This is a genomic window from Bradyrhizobium sp. CCBAU 51745 (assembly GCF_028128715.1).
Lineage (GTDB): Bacteria > Pseudomonadota > Alphaproteobacteria > Rhizobiales > Xanthobacteraceae > Bradyrhizobium > Bradyrhizobium manausense.
In genome coordinates, this window is the sequence record NZ_LBJP01000004.1 from 215,393 (window position 1) to 236,432 (window position 21,040).

At 64.0% G+C, this 21,040-nt stretch carries 23 protein-coding genes; 12 read left to right on the forward strand and 11 right to left on the reverse strand.

Annotation, left to right across the window (positions count from 1 at the left end; all coding sequences use genetic code 11):
* Positions 1–101 precede the first annotated feature (101 nt).
* From XH98_RS06260 to XH98_RS06280, 5 genes are all read left to right on the forward strand, one after another.
* Positions 102–1,499 (forward strand): carotenoid oxygenase family protein, encoded by a 1,398-nt coding sequence (locus tag XH98_RS06260; RefSeq protein WP_271618097.1) that lies wholly within the window; start codon positions 102–104, stop codon positions 1,497–1,499.
* Positions 1,500–1,653: 154 nt separating this feature from the next.
* A complete protein-coding gene (locus tag XH98_RS06265) occupies positions 1,654–2,136 on the forward strand; it encodes an MAPEG family protein (RefSeq protein WP_271599962.1) in 483 nt (160 codons plus the stop codon).
* Between the two features lie 75 nt (positions 2,137–2,211).
* Positions 2,212–2,784 carry a hypothetical protein gene (locus XH98_RS06270; RefSeq protein ID WP_271618098.1) on the forward strand — a complete coding sequence of 191 codons (573 nt, stop codon included), beginning with the start codon at positions 2,212–2,214 and terminating at the stop codon, positions 2,782–2,784.
* A gap of 13 nt (positions 2,785–2,797) precedes the next feature.
* Positions 2,798–3,352 (forward strand): inner membrane-spanning protein YciB, encoded by a 555-nt coding sequence (locus tag XH98_RS06275; RefSeq protein ID WP_271599960.1) that lies wholly within the window; start codon positions 2,798–2,800, stop codon positions 3,350–3,352.
* A gap of 108 nt (positions 3,353–3,460) precedes the next feature.
* On the forward strand, positions 3,461–3,757 hold the full coding sequence (locus XH98_RS06280; RefSeq protein ID WP_271599959.1) for a hypothetical protein: 297 nt from the start codon (positions 3,461–3,463) through the stop codon (positions 3,755–3,757).
* Between the two features lie 163 nt (positions 3,758–3,920).
* Here the strand turns inward: XH98_RS06280 and XH98_RS06285 are convergent, their stop codons facing one another.
* Positions 3,921–5,591, reverse strand: coding sequence for a fumarate hydratase (locus XH98_RS06285; protein WP_271599958.1), 1,671 nt, complete (start codon positions 5,589–5,591; stop codon positions 3,921–3,923).
* A gap of 249 nt (positions 5,592–5,840) precedes the next feature.
* On the opposite strand from XH98_RS06285, the gene XH98_RS06290 reads away from it, so the two are divergent.
* Entirely contained in the window at positions 5,841–6,320 is a 480-nt protein-coding gene (locus XH98_RS06290) for a hypothetical protein (RefSeq protein WP_271599957.1), read from the forward strand.
* Between the two features lie 298 nt (positions 6,321–6,618).
* The gene (locus XH98_RS06295; protein ID WP_271618099.1) at positions 6,619–6,792 is read left to right on the forward strand and encodes a hypothetical protein; all 174 of its coding nucleotides are present in this window, start codon (positions 6,619–6,621) and stop codon (positions 6,790–6,792) included.
* Positions 6,793–6,875: 83 nt separating this feature from the next.
* On the opposite strand, the gene XH98_RS06300 is transcribed toward XH98_RS06295, so the two are convergent.
* On the reverse strand, positions 6,876–7,583 hold the full coding sequence (locus tag XH98_RS06300) for a glutathione S-transferase (protein WP_271618100.1): 708 nt from the start codon (positions 7,581–7,583) through the stop codon (positions 6,876–6,878).
* A gap of 286 nt (positions 7,584–7,869) precedes the next feature.
* Here XH98_RS06300 and XH98_RS06305 point away from each other — a divergent pair, with 286 nt between their 5' ends.
* The 4 genes from XH98_RS06305 (at position 7,870) to XH98_RS06320 (ending at position 11,374) form a co-directional block, all read left to right on the forward strand.
* Entirely contained in the window at positions 7,870–8,859 is a 990-nt protein-coding gene (locus XH98_RS06305; protein ID WP_271618101.1) for an ABC transporter substrate-binding protein, read from the forward strand.
* A 14-nt stretch (positions 8,860–8,873) separates the two neighbouring features.
* A complete protein-coding gene (locus XH98_RS06310; protein WP_271618102.1) occupies positions 8,874–9,698 on the forward strand; it encodes an ABC transporter permease in 825 nt (274 codons plus the stop codon).
* Positions 9,698–10,558 carry an ABC transporter ATP-binding protein gene (locus tag XH98_RS06315; RefSeq protein WP_442868550.1) on the forward strand — a complete coding sequence of 287 codons (861 nt, stop codon included), beginning with the start codon at positions 9,698–9,700 and terminating at the stop codon, positions 10,556–10,558. Before XH98_RS06310 ends, XH98_RS06315 begins: the two co-directional genes overlap by 1 nt.
* A 90-nt stretch (positions 10,559–10,648) precedes the next feature.
* Positions 10,649–11,374: a Crp/Fnr family transcriptional regulator gene (locus tag XH98_RS06320; protein ID WP_271599952.1), complete on the forward strand. Its 726-nt coding sequence runs from the start codon at positions 10,649–10,651 to the stop codon at positions 11,372–11,374.
* Between the two features lie 9 nt (positions 11,375–11,383).
* Here the strand turns inward: XH98_RS06320 and atzF are convergent, their stop codons facing one another.
* From atzF to flgB, 9 genes are all read right to left on the reverse strand, one after another.
* Positions 11,384–12,769, reverse strand: a complete 1,386-nt coding sequence (atzF, locus tag XH98_RS06325) for an allophanate hydrolase (protein WP_271618103.1) — start codon at positions 12,767–12,769, stop codon at positions 11,384–11,386.
* Positions 12,770–12,940: 171 nt separating this feature from the next.
* On the reverse strand, positions 12,941–13,945 hold the full coding sequence (locus XH98_RS06330) for a Tim44 domain-containing protein (protein WP_271618104.1): 1,005 nt from the start codon (positions 13,943–13,945) through the stop codon (positions 12,941–12,943).
* Positions 13,946–14,219: 274 nt separating this feature from the next.
* The gene (gene cckA, locus XH98_RS06335; RefSeq protein WP_271618105.1) at positions 14,220–16,805 is read right to left on the reverse strand and encodes a cell cycle histidine kinase CckA; all 2,586 of its coding nucleotides are present in this window, start codon (positions 16,803–16,805) and stop codon (positions 14,220–14,222) included.
* Positions 16,806–16,959: 154 nt separating this feature from the next.
* A complete protein-coding gene (gene flhB / locus XH98_RS06340) occupies positions 16,960–18,039 on the reverse strand; it encodes a flagellar biosynthesis protein FlhB (RefSeq protein WP_271599948.1) in 1,080 nt (359 codons plus the stop codon).
* 10 nt (positions 18,040–18,049) lie between these two features.
* Entirely contained in the window at positions 18,050–18,820 is a 771-nt protein-coding gene (gene fliR, locus XH98_RS06345; RefSeq protein WP_271599947.1) for a flagellar biosynthetic protein FliR, read from the reverse strand.
* A gap of 17 nt (positions 18,821–18,837) precedes the next feature.
* A complete protein-coding gene (gene fliQ, locus XH98_RS06350; protein ID WP_027534765.1) occupies positions 18,838–19,101 on the reverse strand; it encodes a flagellar biosynthesis protein FliQ in 264 nt (87 codons plus the stop codon).
* A 126-nt stretch (positions 19,102–19,227) separates the two neighbouring features.
* Complete coding sequence (gene fliE, locus XH98_RS06355; protein ID WP_057747375.1) at positions 19,228–19,536, reverse strand: flagellar hook-basal body complex protein FliE; 309 nt, start codon at positions 19,534–19,536, stop codon at positions 19,228–19,230.
* 16 nt (positions 19,537–19,552) lie between these two features.
* On the reverse strand, positions 19,553–19,978 hold the full coding sequence (flgC, locus tag XH98_RS06360; protein ID WP_057747376.1) for a flagellar basal body rod protein FlgC: 426 nt from the start codon (positions 19,976–19,978) through the stop codon (positions 19,553–19,555).
* Between the two features lie 18 nt (positions 19,979–19,996).
* Positions 19,997–20,401 (reverse strand): flagellar basal body rod protein FlgB, encoded by a 405-nt coding sequence (flgB, locus tag XH98_RS06365; RefSeq protein ID WP_057747377.1) that lies wholly within the window; start codon positions 20,399–20,401, stop codon positions 19,997–19,999.
* Positions 20,402–20,751: 350 nt separating this feature from the next.
* Between flgB and XH98_RS06370 the strand changes: the two genes are divergently transcribed.
* Positions 20,752–21,040: flagellar biosynthetic protein FliO (locus XH98_RS06370; RefSeq protein ID WP_271618106.1), on the forward strand; the 289-nt coding region annotated here is incomplete at its 3' end.

Here is a 21,040-nt window from a genome sequence, read left to right on the forward strand (position 1 = left end):
AAGCTATATGACGCAATATTGACAGTGTAAAGATTTCACTTGACGGAAGCCGCGCCTGGCTCTATGCATCTTTACGATGTAAAGATAGCGAGGGATACGCCGTGCATCATGACGTGACCGCCGAGCGCCGCAACAATATCGCTCCCATCCCGTTCGAGGCGGACGCGCCTTTCCTCAAGATCGTCGGCGAATTGCCGCGCGAGCTGAACGGCACGCTCTATCGCAACGGCCCCAATCCGCAGTTCGATTCCCCCGGCGCCCACTGGTTCGTCGGCGACGGCATGCTGCACGCCTTCCGCCTGGAGGAGGGACGCGCCTCCTACCGCAATCGCTGGGTCCGCACCCCGAAATGGATCGCCGAGCACGATGCCGGCCGCGCGCTGTTCGGCGGCTTTGGACGCAGGTTGCCGGATGCGCCCACGAACCTGACCGACGGCGGCGTCGCCAACACCAACATCATCTTCCATGCCGGCAAGCTGCTCGCGCTTGAAGAAGGACATCTGCCGACCGAGATCGAGCCGGGCACGCTGGCGACGCGCGGCTATTGCAATTACCAGAGCCGCATTGCCGGCCCTTTCACCGCGCATCCGAAGGTCGATCCTGTCACGGGCGAGCTGGTGTTCTTCGGCTACAATGCGGCGGGCCCGCTGACCCCTGCCCTCTCCTACGGATCGATCGACGCGGGCGGCAAGGTCACGCGCTTCGAGCGCTTCGAGACGCCCTATGCCAGCATGGTGCACGACTTCATCGTCACCGAACATCACGTGCTGTTTCCGATCCTGCCCCTCACCGGCAGCACGGAGCGCGCGATGAGCGGCAAGCCGCCCTATGCCTGGGAGCCCGAGAAAGGCGCCTATGTCGGCGTGATGAAGCGCAACGGCACGGCAAAGGACATCGTCTGGTTCCGCGCCCAGGCCTGCTACGTCTTCCACGTCATGAACGCGTGGGAGGACGGCGACCGCATCATCGCCGACGTCATGCAATTCGAGCAAGCGCCGCTGTTTCCGCATCCCGATGGACGGCCGACGGATCCGGAGAAATCGCGCGCCCGCCACTGCCGCTGGAGCTTCGACCTCTCTGGCAATACCGACCGCTTTCAGCAGACTTATCTGGACGACCTCACCGGCGAATTCCCGCGCATCGACGATCGCCGCGCCGGTTTGAAGAGCCGTCACGGCTGGTACGCCTGCGCCAACCCGCGTCTGCCGATGTTCGGCGCCTTATCAGGCATCGTTCATGTCGACGGCACCGGCAAGCGGCTCGGGCAGTATCTGCTCCCGGCGGGCGACACCGTCTCCGAGCCTGTGTTCGTCGAACGATCGAAGGATGCGGCGGAAGGCGACGGCTGGCTGCTGGCGGTGGTCTGGCGCGCGCGGGAGAACCGCAGCGACCTCGCCGTGTTCAACGCCACCGACATCGAAGCCGGCCCCGTCGCGCTGGTGCAGCTCGGCCATCGCGTGCCCGACGGCTTCCACGGCAATTGGGCGGGAGCGCGATAGCTCCCTCCTGTCATTCCGGGGCACGCCACTTGGCGCGAGCCCGGAATCCATTTCGCATCAAGTGATGCCGCCCGATGGATTCTCAGGTGCGCAATTGCGCACCGTAGCTCGACGCTTCGCGCCGCCCCGGAATGACGGGTAGAGGAGATCTCGCATGCATATACCTTCGATCACCGCGAACTATCTCGCCATCCTCGCGCTGATCTACGCCGCGCTCGCGCTGCAAGTCATTCGGCTGCGATGGAGCAGCAAGGCGCCCTTCGACGATGGCGGCGACGAAAAGCTGCGCAGCGCGATCCGGGCGCATGGCAATTTCATGGAATACGTCCCCATCATCACGCTGATGGTCGCGCTGCTCGAAATGTCAGGCGCATCGGCCTTGCGCATTCACGTATTGATGGGCGTGCTTCTGCTGTCGCGGCTGCTACATCCGCTCGGCATGTACGCAAAGCCGGGCTCGCGCAAATTCATGATCTGCCGCGGCGGCAGCATCTACCTGACCATCGGCGTTCTGATCGCCTCCGCGCTGACCATCCTGTCGCGCCTGCCCTGGGCCGCCATGGCGGAGGAGATGTCGGAACAAGCCATTGCGACAATTGAGTTTTTACAGGTCATTCACGTCATTTTGACACTGTAAAGATTTTGCTTGACCCGGCGCCGGCGCTGAACTATCAATCTTGACATCGTAAAGATTGGTGCGACCGAGGCGACCATGACGATCTTCCTGATCCTTGCCCCCTATGGCGTCTACACTTTCCTGATGTTCATGACGTCGGCCACGATCAGCGTGTTCGCGGGCTCCGCGATCTGTCTCGCCACGATCGCGATCGATGTTGCCCGCGGCCGCTCGGTGAAAATCCTGGCCGCGGGCTCGGCGAGCCTGTTCGCCGGCATCGGCCTCTTCCTCGTGCTGCACCCCACGCTCGGCACGCTCGGCGTCAAGCTCTCGGTCGATATCGGCATCTTCGTCATCTCGCTCGGCTCGATGCTGGCGCGCCGGCCCTTCACGTTGCAATACGCGATCGAGTCCGTTCCGGCCGAGACGGCGGCAATGCCCGGCTTCCTCACCGCCAACTACGTCATCACCGCGGCATGGACCGTGGCCGCGCTGCTGATGATGGCCGCCAACATAGCGCTGCTCTACTTCCCGGGCCTGCCGGTATGGTCGGGCCTCGCGGTCGCCTTCGCCGTCCGCAACAGCGCGATCTATTTTACCAAGTGGTATCCCGAATATCGTCAGATCAAGTATGGTGCGCAGGCCGCCGCGCTGCCGGAAGCCCCGTGAGACAGGACCGACGATGAAGGACGTATTCGCCCGCCTCGCCTCCGACTTCCTTTCGGCCATCGTCTTCCTGGTGATCTATCTGATCACCGACAACGTCATCCTGGCGACGTCGGTGGCGGTCGCCGGCGCGATCGCGCAGGTGATCTTTGCCCGCGTCAAGGGGCGCGAGCTCGGCTACATGACCTATGCGAGCGTCGCGCTCGTCGTCGTGCTCGGCACGGTGACGCTGCTCACCAACGATCCCCGCTTCATGCTGGCCAAGCCCGCGATCGCGCATTTCGCGATCGGCGCGATCATGCTCAAGCGCGGCTGGATGCTGCGCTACATGCCGCGGATGGTGGTCGAGACCGCGCCGGAATATGTCACCGCTGCGGGCTATGCCTGGGCCGCGCTGATGTTCGCCCTCGGTGCCGGCACGATCATCGTCGCCTCGACCGGCGATCTGAAGCTGTGGGCGTTCTATATCTCGGTGATCGCGGGCGGCGCCAAGGTTTTGGCTTTTGCCGTGCAGTACGTGGTGTTTCGGCTCGCCGTCACCAATCGCCGCCGCGCCGCCGCCCGCGCCTGATTGCCGCTGACACGACGTTAGGCGCGCGAGCCGAGTTGCGCTATAGGCTCGGCTCGGGACTGGTTGCGGATCGTCGCAACCGGCCGGGACAACGTTCGGGAGACGCGAATGGCCGTGGACGGCAACTGGAATCTGACCATGACGACGCCGATGGGCGAGCGCCAGGCAACGCTGAGCCTGAAGCAAGCCGGCGGCACGCTCACGGGCACGCTGGACGCGGACGGCAATACTGCCGAGATTTTTGACGGCACCGTCAACGGCGACAACGTCTCCTGGAAAGTCTCGATCACCAATCCGATGCCGCTGACGCTCGAATTCACCGGCACGGTTTCCGGCGACAACATCAACGGCGAGATGGGCATCGGCCCGATGGGCAGTTTCCCGTTCACCGGAGCACGGGCGTAGAGCTACTCCACCTCCCTGTCATTCCGGGATGCATGCGCAGCATGCAGGCCCGGAATCCATTCTTCCACCAACGTTGAAGCCCGATGGATTCTCAGATGCGCAATTGCGCATCATAGCTCGCGCCAAGAGGCGCGCCCCGGAATGACGGCGCTGGAGCGCCGGCTCAGCCCAGATTCAACTCCTTGAAGAAGTCGTTCCCCTTGTCATCGATGATGATGAACGCCGGGAAGTCGACGACCTCGATGCGCCAGATCGCTTCCATGCCGAGCTCGGGATATTCGAGCACCTCGACCTTCTTGATGCAGTGCTCGGCGAGGTTCGCCGCCGCACCGCCGATCGAGCCGAGATAGAAGCCGCCATACTTCTTGCAAGCCTCACGCACGGCCGGCGCGCGGTTGCCCTTTGCGACCATCACCATCGAGCCGCCGGCGGCCTGGAACTGGTCGACGAAGGAATCCATGCGGCCCGCCGTGGTCGGACCGAACGCGCCGGAGGCGTAGCCCTCGGGCGTTTTGGCCGGGCCGGCGTAGTAGACCGGATGGTTCTTGAAATAGTCGGGTAGCGGCTCGCCCTTCTCCAGCCGCTCGCGCAGCTTGGCGTGTGCGCTGTCGCGCGCGACGATCATGGTGCCGGTCATCGAGACCCGCGTCTTGATCGGATATTTCGAGAACGTCGCCAGGATGTCCTTCATCGGCTGGTTGAGGTCGATCTTGACGACCTCGCCGCCGAGCGCCTCTTCGACCTGCGGCAGGTACTGCGCCGGGTTATGCTCGAGCTCCTCGAGATAGACGCCGTCCTTGGTGATCTTGCCGAGCACCTGCCGGTCGGCCGAGCAGGACACGCCAAGCCCGATCGGCAGCGAGGCACCGTGGCGCGGCATGCGGATAACCCGCACGTCGTGGCAGAAATATTTTCCGCCGAACTGTGCGCCGACTCCGAGCGACTGCGTCATCTTGTGGATTTCCTTCTCCATCTCGACGTCGCGGAAGGCGTTGCCATCGGGCGAGCCGTGGGTCGGCAGCGCATCGAGATAGCGGGCGGAGGCGAGCTTCACCGTCTTCATGCAGAGCTCGGCCGAGGTGCCGCCGATCACGATGGCGAGGTGATAAGGCGGGCACGCGGCGGTGCCGAGCGTCAGGATCTTCTCCTTCAGGAAAGCCAGCAACCGGTCCTTGGTCAGCACCGAGGGCGTGGCCTGGAACAGAAAGCTCTTGTTGGCGGAGCCGCCGCCCTTCGCCATGAACATGAATTTGTAGGCCGAATCTACTTCTGAAGAGCCGCCCTCGGCATAGATCTCGCACTGCGCCGGCATGTTGTTGGCGGTGTTCTTCTCCTCATACATCGACAAGGGAGCAACCTGCGAGTAGCGCAGGTTACGGCGCAGATAGGCATCGCGCGCGCCTTCCGACAGCGCCGCCTCGTCCTCACCGTCGGTGATGACGTTGCAGCCCTTCTTGCCCATGATGATCGCAGTGCCGGTGTCCTGGCACATCGGCAGCACGCCGCCGGCGGCGATGTTGGCGTTCTTCAAGAAGTCGAGCGCGACGAACTTGTCGTTCGGGCTGGCCTCGCCGTCCTCCAGGATGGCGCGGAGCTGTTTCAGATGGCCCGGGCGCAAATAATGATTGATGTCGCCGAAAGCCGCCTCCGACAGCGCCCGCAGCGCCTCGCGCGACACCACCAGCATGTCCTTGCCCAAGACCTTCTCGACCCTGACGCCCTCGGACGAAATCTTCTTGTAGGGCGTCTCGTCCTTGCCCAGCGGAAACAGCGGGGTGTGCTTGTAGGGCGGGACGGGCTTGGACTGGTCGGGGAAGGCGGTGGGAGCGTTCATGGGGCGATCTCGGGTTTTGCAGCCCTGGCGGGCCTCTCAGCATGGAAGCGTTCTAAGCTTTTTTGCTACAAAGGGAAGGCGTCCTGGCGCGGCCGGGGCATCCCGATTCGGTGCCATCTTTGGGTGCCATGACGGCCATTTTTGCCGCCTACCTTCAATAGCTGGAATTGTGCCCGGTCGAGCCGGGTTGCACCCTTGCGCTTCGCGCGCGGCGACGGTTGAATGCGCGCCCTCAAGGGGCTTTTCATCATGATTTCCAGACTGCACGTCCGCGGCGCGATTATTGTAGCCGCCGCAATCACCGGCCTTGTGACCCTCGCCGCGCCCGCGCGTGCCGACCAGTGCGACGACATCGCCAAGCAGCTTGCCGGCGGCATCGACGGGCTGAAGGTCAACTTCAAGGCTGCCAACATCATCTACCTCACCCATCCCGCGGCGAAGGAGCTGTCGCTCGGCTGCCGCTCTCAGGGACAGGCCTATTCCAACGAGCTCTACGCCAAGGGCGACCGCAAGCCGACGCCGCAGTTCTATGACCTCGTGGCCTCCGCGGCCGCGATCATCTTCACGGTGACCAAGGACGACACCACGACCGGCGCCACGCGCTGCCTGAAGCGCATGGGCCTGCTCCGCGGCGACAAGATCACCATGCGCTACAAGCGGCTCAACATGGAATGCACCCGCACCAAGACGGAAGCCGCGATCGCGATCACGCGGCCCAAGGACGAGTAGGCCGGGCTGCCTTCACTCCTTCCCCGAGTGTAGAGGGCATCGCGACGCTGCCCACGACGTACTCCGTCATTGCGAGCGCAGCGAAGCAATCCAGCGTCTTTCCACGGAGGGATTCTGGATTGCTTCGCTGCGCTCGCAATGACGAGGAGAGGCCACTGGCTCGCCGGGACATCGGGGCGATTGGCGCGAGAAAACGTCATTCAACCCACCAGATTACTCGCATTTTAACGATTGGCTTGAAGGAAACTTCGTCCCTCGCAGGGCAGCGTCACCAGGTTCAATCTGTGAGGATCTGTGGATGAGCGTTTCCAGCGTTGCGCCGCCGCCTGTCACGATCGTGGTCCCGAGCTACGACACGACCAAGCAGCCGGACGACCAGACCAAGACCCAGGACAACGACCCGACCTACCATCCGACGCCGCCGGCGCCGCTGCCCCCGGGTCAGGGCACCCGGATCGATCAGCTCGCCTGATCAAGCCTTTCTGCGATGGATCGCCCGGTGCTGACGGCCGGGCTTTTCGCATGCCCGGCCGCAACGTGCCGGATAGCGCGACCTCAGGCGTCGAGCTCGCGATAGCGCCGGAAGATGCCCTGCTCATTGAAGGGAATGCGGCGCTCGCTGCCGAGATAGGCCTTGATGTTCGGCCGTGCGGCGACGCGGTCGTGCAGGCCGACGAGACCAGGGATATTCTTCTCGAACGCTTTCATGCGCCTGGGAAAGGCATAGCGCAGTCCGGCGACGATCTGGAATAGCGAGAGATCGACGTAGGTTAGCCTGCGACCGGTGACATAGGCGCCGCCCTTTCCGTCGAGAAGCCGCTCGAAATAGCCGAGATATTTCGGCACGCGCTCGTCCCAGAAGTCGGCCGTGCGCTTCTTCGCCGGCGCCTTCTGGTCTTCGTAGTACTGCGAGGGCCCGAGCGGATGATGGGTGTCGTGGATCTCCACCACGAAATCGCTGATCGTGAGCTGAAGCTGGTGCACCCAGAGTTTGCCCGCTTCCGTCTTCGGCGCGAGCCCATGTCGCGCGCCGAGATAGAGCAGGATGTTGGCGGTCTGGCCGATGACGAGCTTTCCCGCTTTCAGGAACGGCGGCGCAAAGGGCGGCGTGCCCTTGCGGGCCTCCATCATCTTCATCATGGCGTCGCTGCCGCGCGGGCCGCGTGCGACGTCGACGTAAGCCGCACCCGCCTCCTCCAGCGCCAGCCGCACATATTCGCCGCGGCCCTGGATCTCCGGCCAGTAATAGAGCTCGTATTTCATGGGAGGGGTCCGTGAGCGTGGGAGCGACGGACCCAATGTAGCATGCGGTCGAATGTTCCGTCAGGATGAGACGGCGCCGCCTTGCTGACACTCCATCACGCCGGTCCCCCGAACGCCGTGTCGATTAATTGCTTCCCGAGATCGTGGCGCCGGGCGAGCATGCCAACATAGGCCGATCCTCAAGCGACCGGCCGGGGAGGACGCGGGAGTCTGTGGCGGAACCGTTCAGGGCGGTCTCCGCGGTCGCATCGGGGCTGCCGCCGGGCGCGGCGCGAGGGAGATCGTCATGCACTGGAACACCGTCCGCCCAATCGCAGCACTTGCGCTTTGCTGCCTTGCCATCGGTCCAGGCCGCGCCTCGGCCGCGGAATTGCTCAAAGCCCGGCTTGCGCAAAACCTCGGGCCGATCTCCGGCCTTGCGATCGTCGCCAAATCGAAGGGGATTTTCGAAAAGAACGGACTGGACATCACGGTCTCGAACTTCACGTCCGGCAAGCAATGCCTGGACACCGTGATCGGAGGCGGCGCCGACATCGCGACGACGGCCGAGGCGCCGGTCACCGCTGCAGCGATGGCTGGCCAGCCCATCGCCTTCGTCGCCGGCATGGAATATTCCGACCTCAAGACGGTCGTCACGGCCAAGGCCGCCATCAAGACCAGGGCGGATCTTCGCGGCAAGCGAATCGGATTCACCGCCGGCACCGGCAGCGAGGTTTACACAGCGACCTTGCTGAAGTCGGCGGGATTGACGGCCAAGGATGTCACCCTCGTCAACCTGCGGCCGCAGGAGATGCTGCCGGCGCTCGCAGCCGGAAGCATCGATGCGATCGACACCTGGGAGCCCCACATCGCCAACGCGAAGAAGGCCCTGGGCGAAGCCGTCGCCGAGCTCGATACTTCAGGCACTTATTCCGAGACGTTCAACATCGTCGTCATGAGGCCCTATCTGGACGCCAACCCCGCGCTGATCGAGAAGTTCATCGCCGCACTGATCGATGCGGAGGTCTGGATGAAGGCACATCCGGATGACGCGATCACGGTCGTGGCGGACGCCGTCGGCATGAAGCGGGACGAACTCGCCCCGATCTGGACCGATTATGTTTACCGGGTGCGTCTCGACGACCGGCTGGTCGAGATTCTCAAGACCCACTCCGCATGGCGCCTCGAGAGCGGCAACCATCCTCCGGGAGCTGTGATGCCCGACTTCAGCAAGGTCGTCGTCAGCGAGCCGCTGAAAAAGATTGCCCCCGAACGGGTCGCTCTTTCGTGGAAATAGGCCCCCGCACAGCCATGCAGGACGGCACCTCGGCGCCACAGCAGATTGCTGTTCGCAGCAGCGGCCGCAATCGGCGGCCGGATTCAGCCCGTCTTCGCCGCCTCAATATTCTGGTCGGGGCGCTGTCGCTGCCGCTGTTCGTCGGCCTCTGGGAATTGGCGTCGCGCTCCGGGGCCGTCAACATGGTGCTGTTTCCGCCGCCGACGGTGGTTGCCGCGGCCGTGCTCGAGTGGATACGAAGCGGACAATTCCTCGGCGATCTCCTGGCCAGTCTCTACCGCGTCACCACGGGCTTCATCGTCGGCGGCGCCCTCGGCATCCTGCTCGGCATCCTCACCGGCCAATTCCCGGTCATGTCGAGCCTGCTGTCACCGCTCTTCCACATCCTGCGGCCAATTCCGCCGATTGCTTTCGTGCCGATCGTCATTCTCTGGTTCGGCCTGTCGGAGGCGGGCAAACTCTTCCTCGTCGTATGGGGCGTGTTCTTCACGGTCTGGCTTTCGACCCATATCGGCGTGCAGAAGGTCGACCGCGGCCTGATCCGGGCGGCCTTGATGCTCGGCACGCCGCGGCGGCAGATGCTGCAGGAGATCGTGCTGCTGGGCGCGCTGCCCTACATCGTGGTGGGCTTGCGCACCGCTGTCAGCATCTCCTTTTACACGCTGGTCGCGGCCGAGCTTGCCGGCACTTTCGCCGGCATCGTCTACCGGATCGAGATTGCGCAGCAGAACATGCAGACGGGCCAGGTCATGGGCGGGCTCGCCGCGCTCGGGTTGATTTCGTTCATTGCCGACCGGCTGTTTGCGGTTCTTGCCGAACGTACCGTCTGGTGGCGCTGATGTCGGGATCTCGATCGATCGTGAAACTGGCGCTGGCAAGCTCACCGGCCTCCGTCGAGGAGGCGCGGAAGCAACCGGCCATTCAAGTCTCGAACCTGAGCATCGTGTTCGACACCCATCGCGGGCAGACCGTCGCGGTGGATCGCGTGTCCTTTGACGTCGCGCCTGGCGAGTTCGTCTGCATCGTTGGGCCCTCCGGCTGCGGCAAATCGACGGTGCTCAACACGATCGCCGGACTGGAAGTGCCTTATGAAGGCGACATCCTGGTGGAAGGCTCGCCTGTTGGCGGCCCGCGGTCCGATGTCGGCATGGTGTTCCAGCAGCCGCATCTTTTCCCCTGGAAGTCGGTCCGCAGGAACATCGCGCACGGCCCCAGGATGCATGGCAAGTCCAGGAAGGAAGCGAATGCCATCGCCGACGATCTGATCGCGATGATCGGTCTCAAGCGTTTCGCCGACGCTTATCCGAACACGCTGTCCGGCGGCATGCAGCAGCGCGTGGCGATCGCGCGGGCGCTGGCCAACCAGCCCCGCGTGCTGCTGATGGACGAGCCCTTCGGGGCCCTCGACGCGCAGACCCGGGCGGTGATGCAAGACAATCTGCTGGAACTGCGCGACCGGATCAACGCAACGATCGTGTTCGTCACGCATGACATCGATGAAGCCATCGTGCTGGCCGACCGCGTTCTCATCATGAGCGCGGGACCCGGCCGCATCCTGCGCGAGGTCGCGGTCAAGCTGCCGCGTCCGCGGTCGAGCACGATCATGGTCGAGCCAACCTATCTTTCCCTCAAGAAGGATTGTCTCGACGTCATCCGCGCCGAAGGATTGCGGGCGTTCAATCAGTCGGACGCGAGCTGATCACCTCGACCTCGCAAATCGAGAGGAGAATCGCATTGCGCTGGCATGGTTCTTGAATCATCGACGCCGGGTCTCATGGTGGAGCCGGCGATGCACAGGGCGAACAGCGCGATAGCGGCAGGTGTGATGCTGGCCGAGTCGGATGACCTCGTCAGGCCGCTGCCTGGCCTGCTCGATGGCCTCAACCGGGCCGATCGCAATCGCCTGCGTGCGATCGGACGCGAGAAGACGCTGGAAGCCGGCCAGCTGGTCTGGTCTCAGGGCGACGCACAGGTCGGGATCTACCTGATCAGCGAGGGGCGCATCCGCAGCTATTATGCGGCGCCGTCAGGGCGCGAGGTCACCCTCGCCTACTGGTTTCCCGGCAACTTCGTCGGCGGCCCCGACATGTTCGGAACGGGCCCACATATGTGGACGTCGGTTGCGGCCGAACGCAGCCAGCTGACGTTCATGCCCGGACCGGCGCTGCGGCGGCTTGCGCTGGAATCGGCGGCGATCGCCGTCGCCTTGCTGGATGCCCTGGCGTTCAAGGCGCGATGCTATTCGGCGATGGCCCAGATGCTTGGGACGCGCTCGGTGACCGAGCGGCTGCACAGCCTGCTGATTTTCCTGTCGCACGTCTACGGCGTGAAGCGCGACAACGAGATCGTCGTCGGCATGCCGTTTACCCACGGCGATCTCGCCAATCTCATCGGGTCCACCCGCCAATGGGTGACCGTGCAACTCGCGCGGCTCCAGGGGGAAGGCGTGATCCGGTACGACAGATCCGTGATTTCGATCCTGGATCTTTCGATGCTCGGGCAGGAGATGGAATAATCTCGCCTTTCAGGCGCTGGACTTCAATTCGAACGCCGCTCGGTCTGCACCAGCCTCGAATCGCCGCGCCAGTCCGATCAGCGCGCGATCGTGCCAGGCCGGCGCCAGCAGGGTCACGCCCATCGGCATACCATCAGGCAATGTCGCATTCGGAACCGCTACGCCGCAGAGATCAAGCAGATTGGCAAAGTACGAATAGTAGCCGAGGTGATTGTTGAGCGTGATCGGATCGCGCAGCATCTCTTCCAATGTGAAGGGCCGCGGTGCGGTCGGGACTACCAGCGCGTCGATCCCCGCAAAGATCGCCTCGGCGTCGCGGCGCAGCCGGTGCAAACGGTGAATCGCCCCGAACGTGTCGATCGCCGAATAGCCGGCGGCTGAAGCCAGCACGGTCCTGGTGACATCGAGCAGGGAGCCGGACTCGATGTCCAGGAGCGCAGCGATTGCAGAGTGCCGCTCGGCGACCCAAGGTCCGCTGAACATCAACTCCCCGGCCTGGCGGAACGGGGTAAAGTCCACCTCAACAGCCGTTCCGCCGATCTCGGTGAAACGCGCGCAGGCGCGCTGATAGAGCTCGCCGCATTCGGGCATGCCGAAGCATTCGAGATCGGCTGATGCAATGCGGCCGAACCGGAACGATGACAACGATCCTCCCGCGAAGGAAGACGCCCTCGGTCGGCGGCTGTAGGGATCTTCGAAGTCGAACCCTTCGATAATGTCGAGGATTGCCTCGCCATCGCTGACGGTATTGCAGAACACCGAAACGCAATCGATCGTCGGACAATTCGGCACCAGCCCGCGTGACGACACCAGCCCAACGGTCGGCTTGATTCCGACGATGTTGTTGAAACCGGCGGGTATGCGGCCGGACCCGCCGGTGTCGGTGCCGAGCGCGAACGCCACGTGCCCTGCCGCCACGGCGACCGCAGACCCGGAACTTGAGCCGCCCGAAACATAGCGCGCATCGGCAACCGACGCGCAGGGGCCATAGGGCGAACGCGCGCCGGACAAGCCTGTGGCGAACTGATCGAGATTGGTCTTTCCGAGGCAGATTGCGCCGGCCGCGCTGAGGCGTTCGACGCTGCGCGCGGAATGCCAAGGCGTGTAGCTGAACGCCGGGCAGGCGGCGGTGGTCGGCATTCCCTCGACGTCGATATTGTCCTTCACGCCAAAGGGAATGCCGAGCAGCGGAAGATGTTCGCCCGTCCGCGCGCGCGCCACGAGCTTGCGGCATGCTTCGAGCGCCTCCTCGCGCGGGCGGACATAGATCCAGCAATTGCGGTCGCGCTCGGCCTCGATCCGGTCATAGGCAGCTTCAATCGCCTCCAACGGCAAGGACGAATTTCTGGCGGGGTTGTCGTGATGTGTCCTGGAGTGCGCGACGGACTGGCTCACCGAATATCTCCTTCTGCACCTGGCTGGCGCGAAGTTGCGGGAGCTCGGCGCAGGCAACAAGCAATTAAGTGCTTCCCGCAAAATGCTCGGCCGTATCAGGACATCGGCGGCTCAACGAAAAAGGGCGCCGTGCTTGAGGCACGACGCCCTCGTTTGTTGCTCTGCGTGCGATCAGTTGGTCTGCTGGATCGCCGACAATTCCCAGGGGCTGCCCGGGCGGCGCGCGAAGGTCCAGACTTCGGTGACCTCGCCAGGCTGCTCACTGCCGGCGACGATCGCGCCGGTGTTGCGGTCGACCGTCTTGTCGGTGAGCGAAAAGCGCATCGCCACGGTCGCGTAATCAGTCTCGCCTTCACGCCAGGCTTCCGCGAGGTCGCCCTGCAACAGCTTGACGTTGGTCACCTTGTTGACGACGTTGCGCGCGCGGTTCTGGGCAAGGTCCTGCTCGAAATAGGAGACCATTTCCGGCGTCGCGAGCGTGTGCAGCTTTGCGACGTCCTCGTTCGACCACGCCGACTGGATGTCGCCGAGCAGGCGCTCGAACGCCTCATAATCAGCAGGCTTGATCTCGAGCGGCGCGTTGTTGGCGCCGAAGCCGAAGCCGCCGCCCAGACCAGAGCCAAGACCGCCACCAAGGGCGCCACCGAGACCGCTGCGATTGCTCGTCTGCGGTCCCGCACCGGCATAGGCCGCCTGCGGCGAATTGCGGCGCTGCCACCAGGACATCGCCAGCCGCACCACGAACACGACGAGCACGATCTGGATGATCAGGCCCAGGAACGACGACAGGCCGCCGAGACCGCCGAACAGGCCACCACCGAACAGCATGCCGAGCAAGCCGGCGCCGAGGAAGCCGGCCGCAAGACCACCCAGGAAACCGCCGCCGCGGTTGAAAAAGCCGCCGCGCGAAGGTGCGGTTGTGCTCATACCCGCGCCCGGCTGGCTATAGGTGCGGTTGAATTGCGAGGTCGAGCCCGGCGCGGTCGTGGTCGACGGCGGGGCCGAGAAGGTCCGCGAACCGCGCGAACCCGACGAGAAGCCGCCGCCGACGCGGGCGTCAGCGGACGAGATCGCCAGAGCCGTCGGCAGCGCGAGCGCCAGAACGACGGCAATCGTCTTCACGAGACTGCGGGACCATTGCGAGAAATTCATGTTCGTTTCCCAAATCCCCGGCATGGGGACGTGCCAGTAACATGGGCAGACTTCACCAAAAAGGAAGCCGGTTTCGGAACCCGCGGCTGCGGCCCTCGGTCGCGGGGACACGGTAAAAGTCCATATTTGACGGGGGGTTGGCCGGATACGGGCTGGAACTGTGGTCGCGGGTTACCGGCGGGGGAATTCCGCTCCTTCCCCGTCATTGCGAGCGCAGCGAAGCAATCCAGACTGCCCCGCCGGAAAGATTCTGGATTGCTTCGCTACGCTCGCAATGATGAAGTGTCTGGCGCCTACCTCACCCCTGCTTCGTCATCGTCTCCTTCACCGCCGCCACGAGCTGGCTGAGCGTGAACGGCTTTGGCAGGAAGTCGAACTGCTGGCCCTCGGGCAGGCTCTTCTCGAAAGCATCCTCGGCGTAGCCGGAGACGAAGATGAAGCGGATATCAGGGTTCTTCTCCCGCATCGCCTTGAGCAGCGTCGGACCATCCATTTCCGGCATGACGACGTCAGAAACGACGAGATCGATCGCGCCGCTCTGCTCGTCCAGCACCTCCATCGCCTCGACGCCGTTCTCTGCCTCGACCACGGTATAGCCGCGCGAGCGCAGGCCGCGAGCATTCAGCGCGCGCAGGCCCTCTTCGTCCTCGACCAGCAGAATGGTGCCCTGCCCGGTGAGATCGGTGCGAGGCTTGGCCTCCACAGCGGCGGGCGCAGCGTCCTTGGCGGCGCCGTTCGTCGCGGCGGCCACGGCCGCAGGCTGCTCGACCTGGACTTCCGGCTCGGCGTGGTGACGCGGCAGGAAGATGTGGAACGAGGTGCCTTGTCCCGGCTGGGAATCAACGTAGATGAAGCCGCCGGTCTGTTTGACGATGCCGTAGACAGTCGAAAGGCCAAGGCCGGTGCCCTTGCCGACTTCCTTGGTCGAGAAGAACGGCTCGAAGATCTTGTCGCGGATATCAGCGGGAATGCCGGTGCCGGTGTCGGCAACTTCAATCCGCACATAGTCCGCCGCCGGCATGCCCTTGTAGGCGAGCTTGCCCGCCTCTTCCGTCGCGACGTTGGCGGTACGGATGATCAGCTTGCCGCCGTCGGGCATGGCATCGCGCGCGTTGACCGCGAGATTGACGATGACCTGCTCGAACTGGGAGACGTCGACCTTGACCGGCCAGAGGTCGCGGCCGTGGATCAGGTCGAGCTTGACCTTCTCGCCGATCAGCCGGCGCAGCAGCATGGTGAGATCGGAGAGCGCATCGCCGAGATCGAGCACCTGCGGCCGCAGCGTCTGCCGCCGCGAGAAGGCGAGCAGCTGCCGCACCAGGGTCGCAGCCCGCGTCGCGTTCTGCTTGATCTGCATGATGTCCTGGAACGACGGATCGGTCGGCTTGTGCGCGTTCAGCAGGAAGTCGTTCGCCATCATGATGGCGGAGAGCACGTTGTTGAAGTCGTGAGCGATGCCGCCGGCGAGTTGGCCGACCGTCTCCATTTTCTGCGACTGGTTGATCTGATTCTCCAGCGCACGCCGCTCGGTGGTCTCGAGCATGTGCACGATCGCGGCTTCCGCATCGTTCTCGGCGGCATCGACCGGCGTGACGAAGAACTGGCCCCAGCGCTCCTTGCGTCCTTCCAACGCCACCTCGACCGGCGCGATGTCGGCCTGATTTTCGGCCGCCTGATTGATGGCTGCAATCAAAAGGTGCCGATCGCGCGCATTGACCGCACGGAAGATCGACTTGGAGGCGCTGTCGAGCCCGAGGCCCTGCGCGAGCTTGGCGTAGCGCGCATTCGCGCGCACGACGTTGCCGCCGCGATCGACGGTGGCGATCGCCATCGGCGTGTGGTCGAAAAAGCGCATGAAGCGCACTTCGGCCGCACGATCAGGATCGCTGCGCTCGTCACGGGCGCGGCTGATGACGAGCGTGCGCGAGGGTCCCGGCGCGCCGTCGGCGCCAAAGGCGAGCTTGTGATAGAGCCGGACCGGCATGGTCTTGCCGGTGCGCATGCGCAGATCGATGTCGAAGACTTCGGTCTTCACCTCGCCCGGCACCGCCACGATCGAAGACAGCAGCGAAGCGCCGTCGCCCGAGACGATGTCGGCGAGCTTCAGGCCGCCCGAGCCGATCTCGGCGAGATCATAGTCGAGCCAGTTGGCCAGCGTCGCGTTGACATAAGCGAGCTCGCCGGCGGGATTGACCGAGAAGAAGCCGCACGGCGCGTGATCGAGATATTCGATCGCGTGCTGGAGCTCCTGGAACACGTCCTCCTGGCGCTCGCGGTCGCGGGTGATGTCGGCGATCGACCACACCGCATATTTGGCCTCGCGCTTGCCGGTGCCGAGCGGACGCACCCGCATGCGCAGCCAGCGCCCGTGGCTGCCGTCCTGGCCGGAAATGCGCACCTCTTCCTGCTGCCGTTTTCCTTCACGCGCGGCTTTCAGCAGGCGGAACACGGCTTCGGAAACGTCAGGATTGCCGATGAAGACGCGCTCCACGGGGCGCACGTCCTGCGGTCCGGCGGCACCGGTCAACGTCAGATAGGCCGCGTTGGAATAGACCACATGGCCGCGCGGATCGGTCACGGCGAGGCCGTCGAAGGCATGGTCGGAGATGCGGCCGATGATGGGATCGTCGAGATTACGGTCGGCGAAGCGGATGATCCCGGCGGCGAAGGCGAACAGGTTGAACAGGCCGATCATCGCCAGCACGGCGAGGATGCCGAGGATGTAGGGCTGCGCCTGCGCGCGCCCGAGCGTCATCAGGCCGACGGCGACCGCGACGAGGCCGGCGGCCACCAGCAGCACCAGCGCAATGCTGCCCGAGCGCGGCGACGGCTCATGCGCCGCAACGGGCTCGCGTGACAGATCGTGGTCGGTCTCGGCGGTCATTTCACGCTAGGGCAGCCTGTCGGCAGAGAATCAACGTGCCACAGGGCACGTCGGGTCCTCCCTGCCTGAATCGGACCCGCAGACGCAAGGGCGACAGGGGCGAAAGGTACGCTGATTCCCAGTTTACGGCCATTTCCGGTACTTTTCCGGGGTTTTATTGCCGCGCGGCACTGAAACCGCGCTTCAGCCGGATGACATAGCCGATGACTTCGGCGACCGCATGGTAGTGCTCGACGGGGATTTCCTTGTCGATTTCTGCGGTCGCATAGAGCGCGCGGGCCAGTGGCACGTTCTCGACGATCGGGATGTCGTGCTCGCGCGCGATCTCCCGGATCTTGAAAGCGAGATTGTCGACGCCCTTGGCGACGCAGATCGGCGCCGACATGCCGCGTTCGTAGGATAGCGCCACCGAATAGTGGGTCGGGTTGGTGATGATCACCGACGCCTTGGGAACCGCCGCCATCATGCGCTTCTTGGAGCGCTGCTGCCGCAACTGCCGGAGCTTGCCCTTGATGTGCGGGTCGCCTTCGGACTGCTTGAACTCTTCCTTGATCTCCTGCAGCGACATCTTCTGCCGCTGGAACCAGCTGCGATACTGGAAGAAATAATCCCCGATGGCGATGATCGCGAGCGCTGCGACCACCGCGCCGAGCAGATGGACGGTCAGGCTGGTGGAGGCGCCCAACATGGCCATCGGATCGAGCTTGACCATCGCCTCCATGCGGTGCCGCTCCGGCCACAGGATCGTGGTCATGACCACACCGAGCACGACCAGCTTGCCGATGCCCTTGAGAAAATTCACCCCTGCCTGCTTGCCGAAGATGCGCTTGAAGCCGGCAGCCGGCGAGAGCTTGCTGAATTTGGGAATGAGGGATTCGGTCGACCACACCAGCCTGTGCTGCAGCATATTGCCGGCAATGGCCGCGATCACCAGCATCAAGAGCGGCACGCCGACCGCAGCCAGCACCGCGACCTCGATCTGCTGCATCAGCGCGAGCAGATTGCCGGAATCGGTTTTGATCATCCAGGAATTGGCGAGCAGATTGCGCAACGGCGTCAGCAGGCCGCTGCCGACCGAGCCCGAGAAGGTCGAGACCACCAGCGTGCCGCCCGCGATCATGAACCAGGTGTTGATCTCCTGGCTTTTGGCGACGTCGCCGCGTTCGAGCGCCTGGTCGAGGCGCTTTTGCGTCGGGTCTTCTGTTTGACTCTCTGGATCGTTGTCTTCCGCCATCGATCACCCGTCACTTGAGCGGCAGCATCTGGTGCATGACGCCGATGAAGTAGTCGAGATAGGTGCCCATCATCGCGGTGAGCACCACGGCCAGCACCATGAAGCCCGCGAAGATCGACAGCGGCACGCCGACGAAATAGACCTGCATCTGCGGCATCAGGCGCGCCAGCACCCCAAGTCCGATGTTGAAGACGAGGCCGAACACCAGGAACGGCCCCGACAACTGCAGGCCGAGCAGGAACGCGGCGGAGAAGGCGCGCGTCGCCAGCGAGGCGACGTCGCCGCTCGAGACGGTCTCGCCCGGGGCAAAGATCGAATAGCTGTCGTTCAGCGCCGCGATCACCAGATGATGGCTGTCGGTGGCGAACAGCAAGGTCACGCCCAGCATGGTGAGGAAGTTGCCGACAAGAACGCCCTGCTGCCCCTGGGTCGGATCGACCGAGGTGACGAAGCCAAGTCCCATCTGCTGCGCGATCACCGCGCCCGCGACCTGGAGCGCCGCGAGCGTCACGCGCGCGGTGGCGCCGAGCACGATGCCGATCACGATCTCATGCAGCATCAGGACCAGCATCGGCGCGAGCGAGCCCATGTCGATCTGATAGGCATTGCGATGCAGCGGCAGGATGATCAGCGTGAGCAGCAGCGCGATCGACAGCTTCACCCGCGTCGGGATGTTGGTCTCGCCGAGCCCCGGCAGCAGCATCACCATCGCGCCGACCCGGGCGAAAGCGAGCATGAAGGCCGCGGCAAGTGCCGGCAGCAGCGAGACGTCGATGCGCATGGTGGGCGCATTGTGCCTCAGCCGCCGATGATTCGCGACGAGATCCGCAGCATGTGGGAATGCAGCGCGTCGGCCATGAACGGCAGCGCCAATAGCATTGTGGCAAAGATGGCCAGGATCTTCGGCACATAGACCAGCGTCTGCTCCTGGATCTGCGTCAGCGCCTGGAACAGCGACACGATCACGCCGACCACCAGCCCGACCACCATCAGCGGCGAGGACACGATCACGATGGTCCAAATCGCATCGCGGGCGACGTCGAGGGTCTCGGGTCCGGTCATTTGCAATTTCTCACTCTGTCTTGTCATTCCGGGGCTCGCGAAGCGAGAACCCGGAATCCATTCAGCCGCGTCATCTGAGCACCATAGATTCCGGGCTCGCGACTTCGTCGCGCCCCGGAATGACGATCAGATCGGCATCTTCATGATGTCTTCATACGCCGCGATCACGCGGTCGCGGACCGAGACCAGCGTGGACACCGCGACATCGGTGTCTGCGACCGCCGTCACCACGTCCATGACGTTCGCCTTGCCGTTGGCCATCGCCACGGTCTGCGCGTCGGACTTGCGGCCGGATTCCATGACGCTGCCGACGGCGTCTTTGAGCAGCGCGGCAAAGGACTGCCCGTTCGGCTCGCTGCCCTTGCCCGCGCCGGTGTTTTCCAGCACGCGCGCAAGATTGGCGTAGGCATTGGCCGCGATTGTCGGTGTTGCCATGGCTTAAATTTCCTGTTCAGGCCTTGAGGATGTCGAGCGTGCGCTGGATCATCCGGCGCGTTGCACTGATGATGTTGACATTGGCCTCGTAGGACCGCTGCGCATCGCGCATGTCGGTCATCTCGACCACCGAATTCACATTGGGATATTTGACGTTGCCGCTGGCGTCCGCCGCCGGATTTGTCGGCTCGTATTTGACGCGAAAGTCGGACTGGTCGGGCTTGATCCTGCCGAGCGTGACCACCTGCGCGTCGAGCGTGCGGTCGAGCGCGGAGGAGAACGTCGGCACCTTGCGCCGATAGGGATCGCCGCCTGCGGTGGCCGAGGTCGAATCCGCATTCGCGATGTTCTCGGAGATCACCCGCATGCGCCCGGCCTGGGCCCGCAGGCCCGAGGTCGCGATCGCCATGGAGCGGGCAAAGTCACTGCTGTCGTTGGCCATGATCTAGTTCCTCTCGCTCTAGCCTTTGCCAATCGCGGTCTTCAGAAGATGCAGGCTCTTCGAGTAGAGCGAGGTCACCGCCGCGTAGTCCATCTGGTTGTTGGCGGACTTCATCATCTCCTCTTCGAGATTGACGGCGTTGCCTGCGGGGCGGGTCTCGAAACCGGCGTTCTTGTTCTGGTCGAAGCTCGAGGCCGCACCCGACGGCGTCATGTGGGAGGCGCTGGTGACAGTCATGGCCAGGGTCCCCATCGAGCCTGTGGTGGCTCCGTTCTTGTCGAACTTCGGCTCGACCAGCTCCCGTGGCCGGAAATTGGGGGTGTCGGAATTGGAGACGTTCTCGGACAGGACGCGCTGGCGTTCCTGGTGCCACTGCATCTTGGTGCGAAGCGCCGACAGCACCGGAAGATCGTTGATGGACATCGTTGCGGCTCCTTCCGCCTCTTGCGGACCCTGAGATCCGAAGCTAGGCAGAATTTGCCGCGTGTATGGTTAACAGGTGGTTAAGGCACGGTGGATCCATGTTTCCGATTGAGACATGTAATCCCGCCGCCTGATTCGACCCGTTCCAAAAGCCGCATTAACCCAACCGCTTGGCGACGCATGCGCAGGCCAAGAAGTCGTTTTGGATCGGGCGATTCATGGGCTATTAAGAGTTGGGGACGGCAAAACTTGCCGCGGGACGTTAAGAAATCACAGGTTTGGGGCATCGCAGGCCGATGGTCGGGATCCGACCATAGGCACGACAGAAGCGCCATTTACCGGGGACAGGTATGAACGGTAGTCCTATCACCTTCATCGTCGCGTTCATCGTCGTTCTGGCGTTGATCGGCGTCGCGGCGTGGCTGGTCCGCCGATTCGCGACCACCCGGCTCGGTGCCAACACCCAGCGCGGCAGGATGCCCCGGCTCGCCGTGATCGACGCCGCCGCGGTCGATGGGCGCCGGCGCCTGGTGCTGGTCCGCCGTGACAATATCGAGCATCTCCTGATGATCGGCGGCCCCACCGACATCGTCGTCGAACCGAATATCGTGCGCGCCGCCGCGGGCCGCGACCAGATTC

What these genes read in the sequence shown, in the direction of transcription:
- fliQ (WP_027534765.1), bottom strand. Translation starts at nt 19,101, where the DNA reads ATGACCGGACCCGAGACCCTCGACGTCGCCCGCGATGCGATTTGGACC.
- XH98_RS06295 (WP_271618099.1), top strand. Translation starts at nt 6,619, where the DNA reads ATGAGCGTTTCCAGCGTTGCGCCGCCGCCTGTCACGATCGTGGTCCCG.
- XH98_RS06280 (WP_271599959.1), top strand. Translation starts at nt 3,461, where the DNA reads ATGGCCGTGGACGGCAACTGGAATCTGACCATGACGACGCCGATGGGC.
- fliE (WP_057747375.1), bottom strand. Translation starts at nt 19,536, where the DNA reads ATGGCAACACCGACAATCGCGGCCAATGCCTACGCCAATCTTGCGCGC.
- XH98_RS06330 (WP_271618104.1), bottom strand. Translation starts at nt 13,945, where the DNA reads ATGCCGGGGATTTGGGAAACGAACATGAATTTCTCGCAATGGTCCCGC.
- flhB (WP_271599948.1), bottom strand. Translation starts at nt 18,039, where the DNA reads ATGGCGGAAGACAACGATCCAGAGAGTCAAACAGAAGACCCGACGCAA.
- XH98_RS06315 (WP_442868550.1), top strand. Translation starts at nt 9,698, where the DNA reads ATGTCGGGATCTCGATCGATCGTGAAACTGGCGCTGGCAAGCTCACCG.
- XH98_RS06310 (WP_271618102.1), top strand. Translation starts at nt 8,874, where the DNA reads ATGCAGGACGGCACCTCGGCGCCACAGCAGATTGCTGTTCGCAGCAGC.
- fliR (WP_271599947.1), bottom strand. Translation starts at nt 18,820, where the DNA reads ATGCGCATCGACGTCTCGCTGCTGCCGGCACTTGCCGCGGCCTTCATG.
- XH98_RS06270 (WP_271618098.1), top strand. Translation starts at nt 2,212, where the DNA reads ATGACGATCTTCCTGATCCTTGCCCCCTATGGCGTCTACACTTTCCTG.
- XH98_RS06285 (WP_271599958.1), bottom strand. Translation starts at nt 5,591, where the DNA reads ATGAACGCTCCCACCGCCTTCCCCGACCAGTCCAAGCCCGTCCCGCCC.
- flgC (WP_057747376.1), bottom strand. Translation starts at nt 19,978, where the DNA reads ATGGCCAACGACAGCAGTGACTTTGCCCGCTCCATGGCGATCGCGACC.
- XH98_RS06305 (WP_271618101.1), top strand. Translation starts at nt 7,870, where the DNA reads ATGCACTGGAACACCGTCCGCCCAATCGCAGCACTTGCGCTTTGCTGC.
- cckA (WP_271618105.1), bottom strand. Translation starts at nt 16,805, where the DNA reads ATGACCGCCGAGACCGACCACGATCTGTCACGCGAGCCCGTTGCGGCG.
- XH98_RS06320 (WP_271599952.1), top strand. Translation starts at nt 10,649, where the DNA reads ATGCACAGGGCGAACAGCGCGATAGCGGCAGGTGTGATGCTGGCCGAG.
- flgB (WP_057747377.1), bottom strand. Translation starts at nt 20,401, where the DNA reads ATGTCCATCAACGATCTTCCGGTGCTGTCGGCGCTTCGCACCAAGATG.
- XH98_RS06275 (WP_271599960.1), top strand. Translation starts at nt 2,798, where the DNA reads ATGAAGGACGTATTCGCCCGCCTCGCCTCCGACTTCCTTTCGGCCATC.
- XH98_RS06290 (WP_271599957.1), top strand. Translation starts at nt 5,841, where the DNA reads ATGATTTCCAGACTGCACGTCCGCGGCGCGATTATTGTAGCCGCCGCA.
- XH98_RS06300 (WP_271618100.1), bottom strand. Translation starts at nt 7,583, where the DNA reads ATGAAATACGAGCTCTATTACTGGCCGGAGATCCAGGGCCGCGGCGAA.
- XH98_RS06265 (WP_271599962.1), top strand. Translation starts at nt 1,654, where the DNA reads ATGCATATACCTTCGATCACCGCGAACTATCTCGCCATCCTCGCGCTG.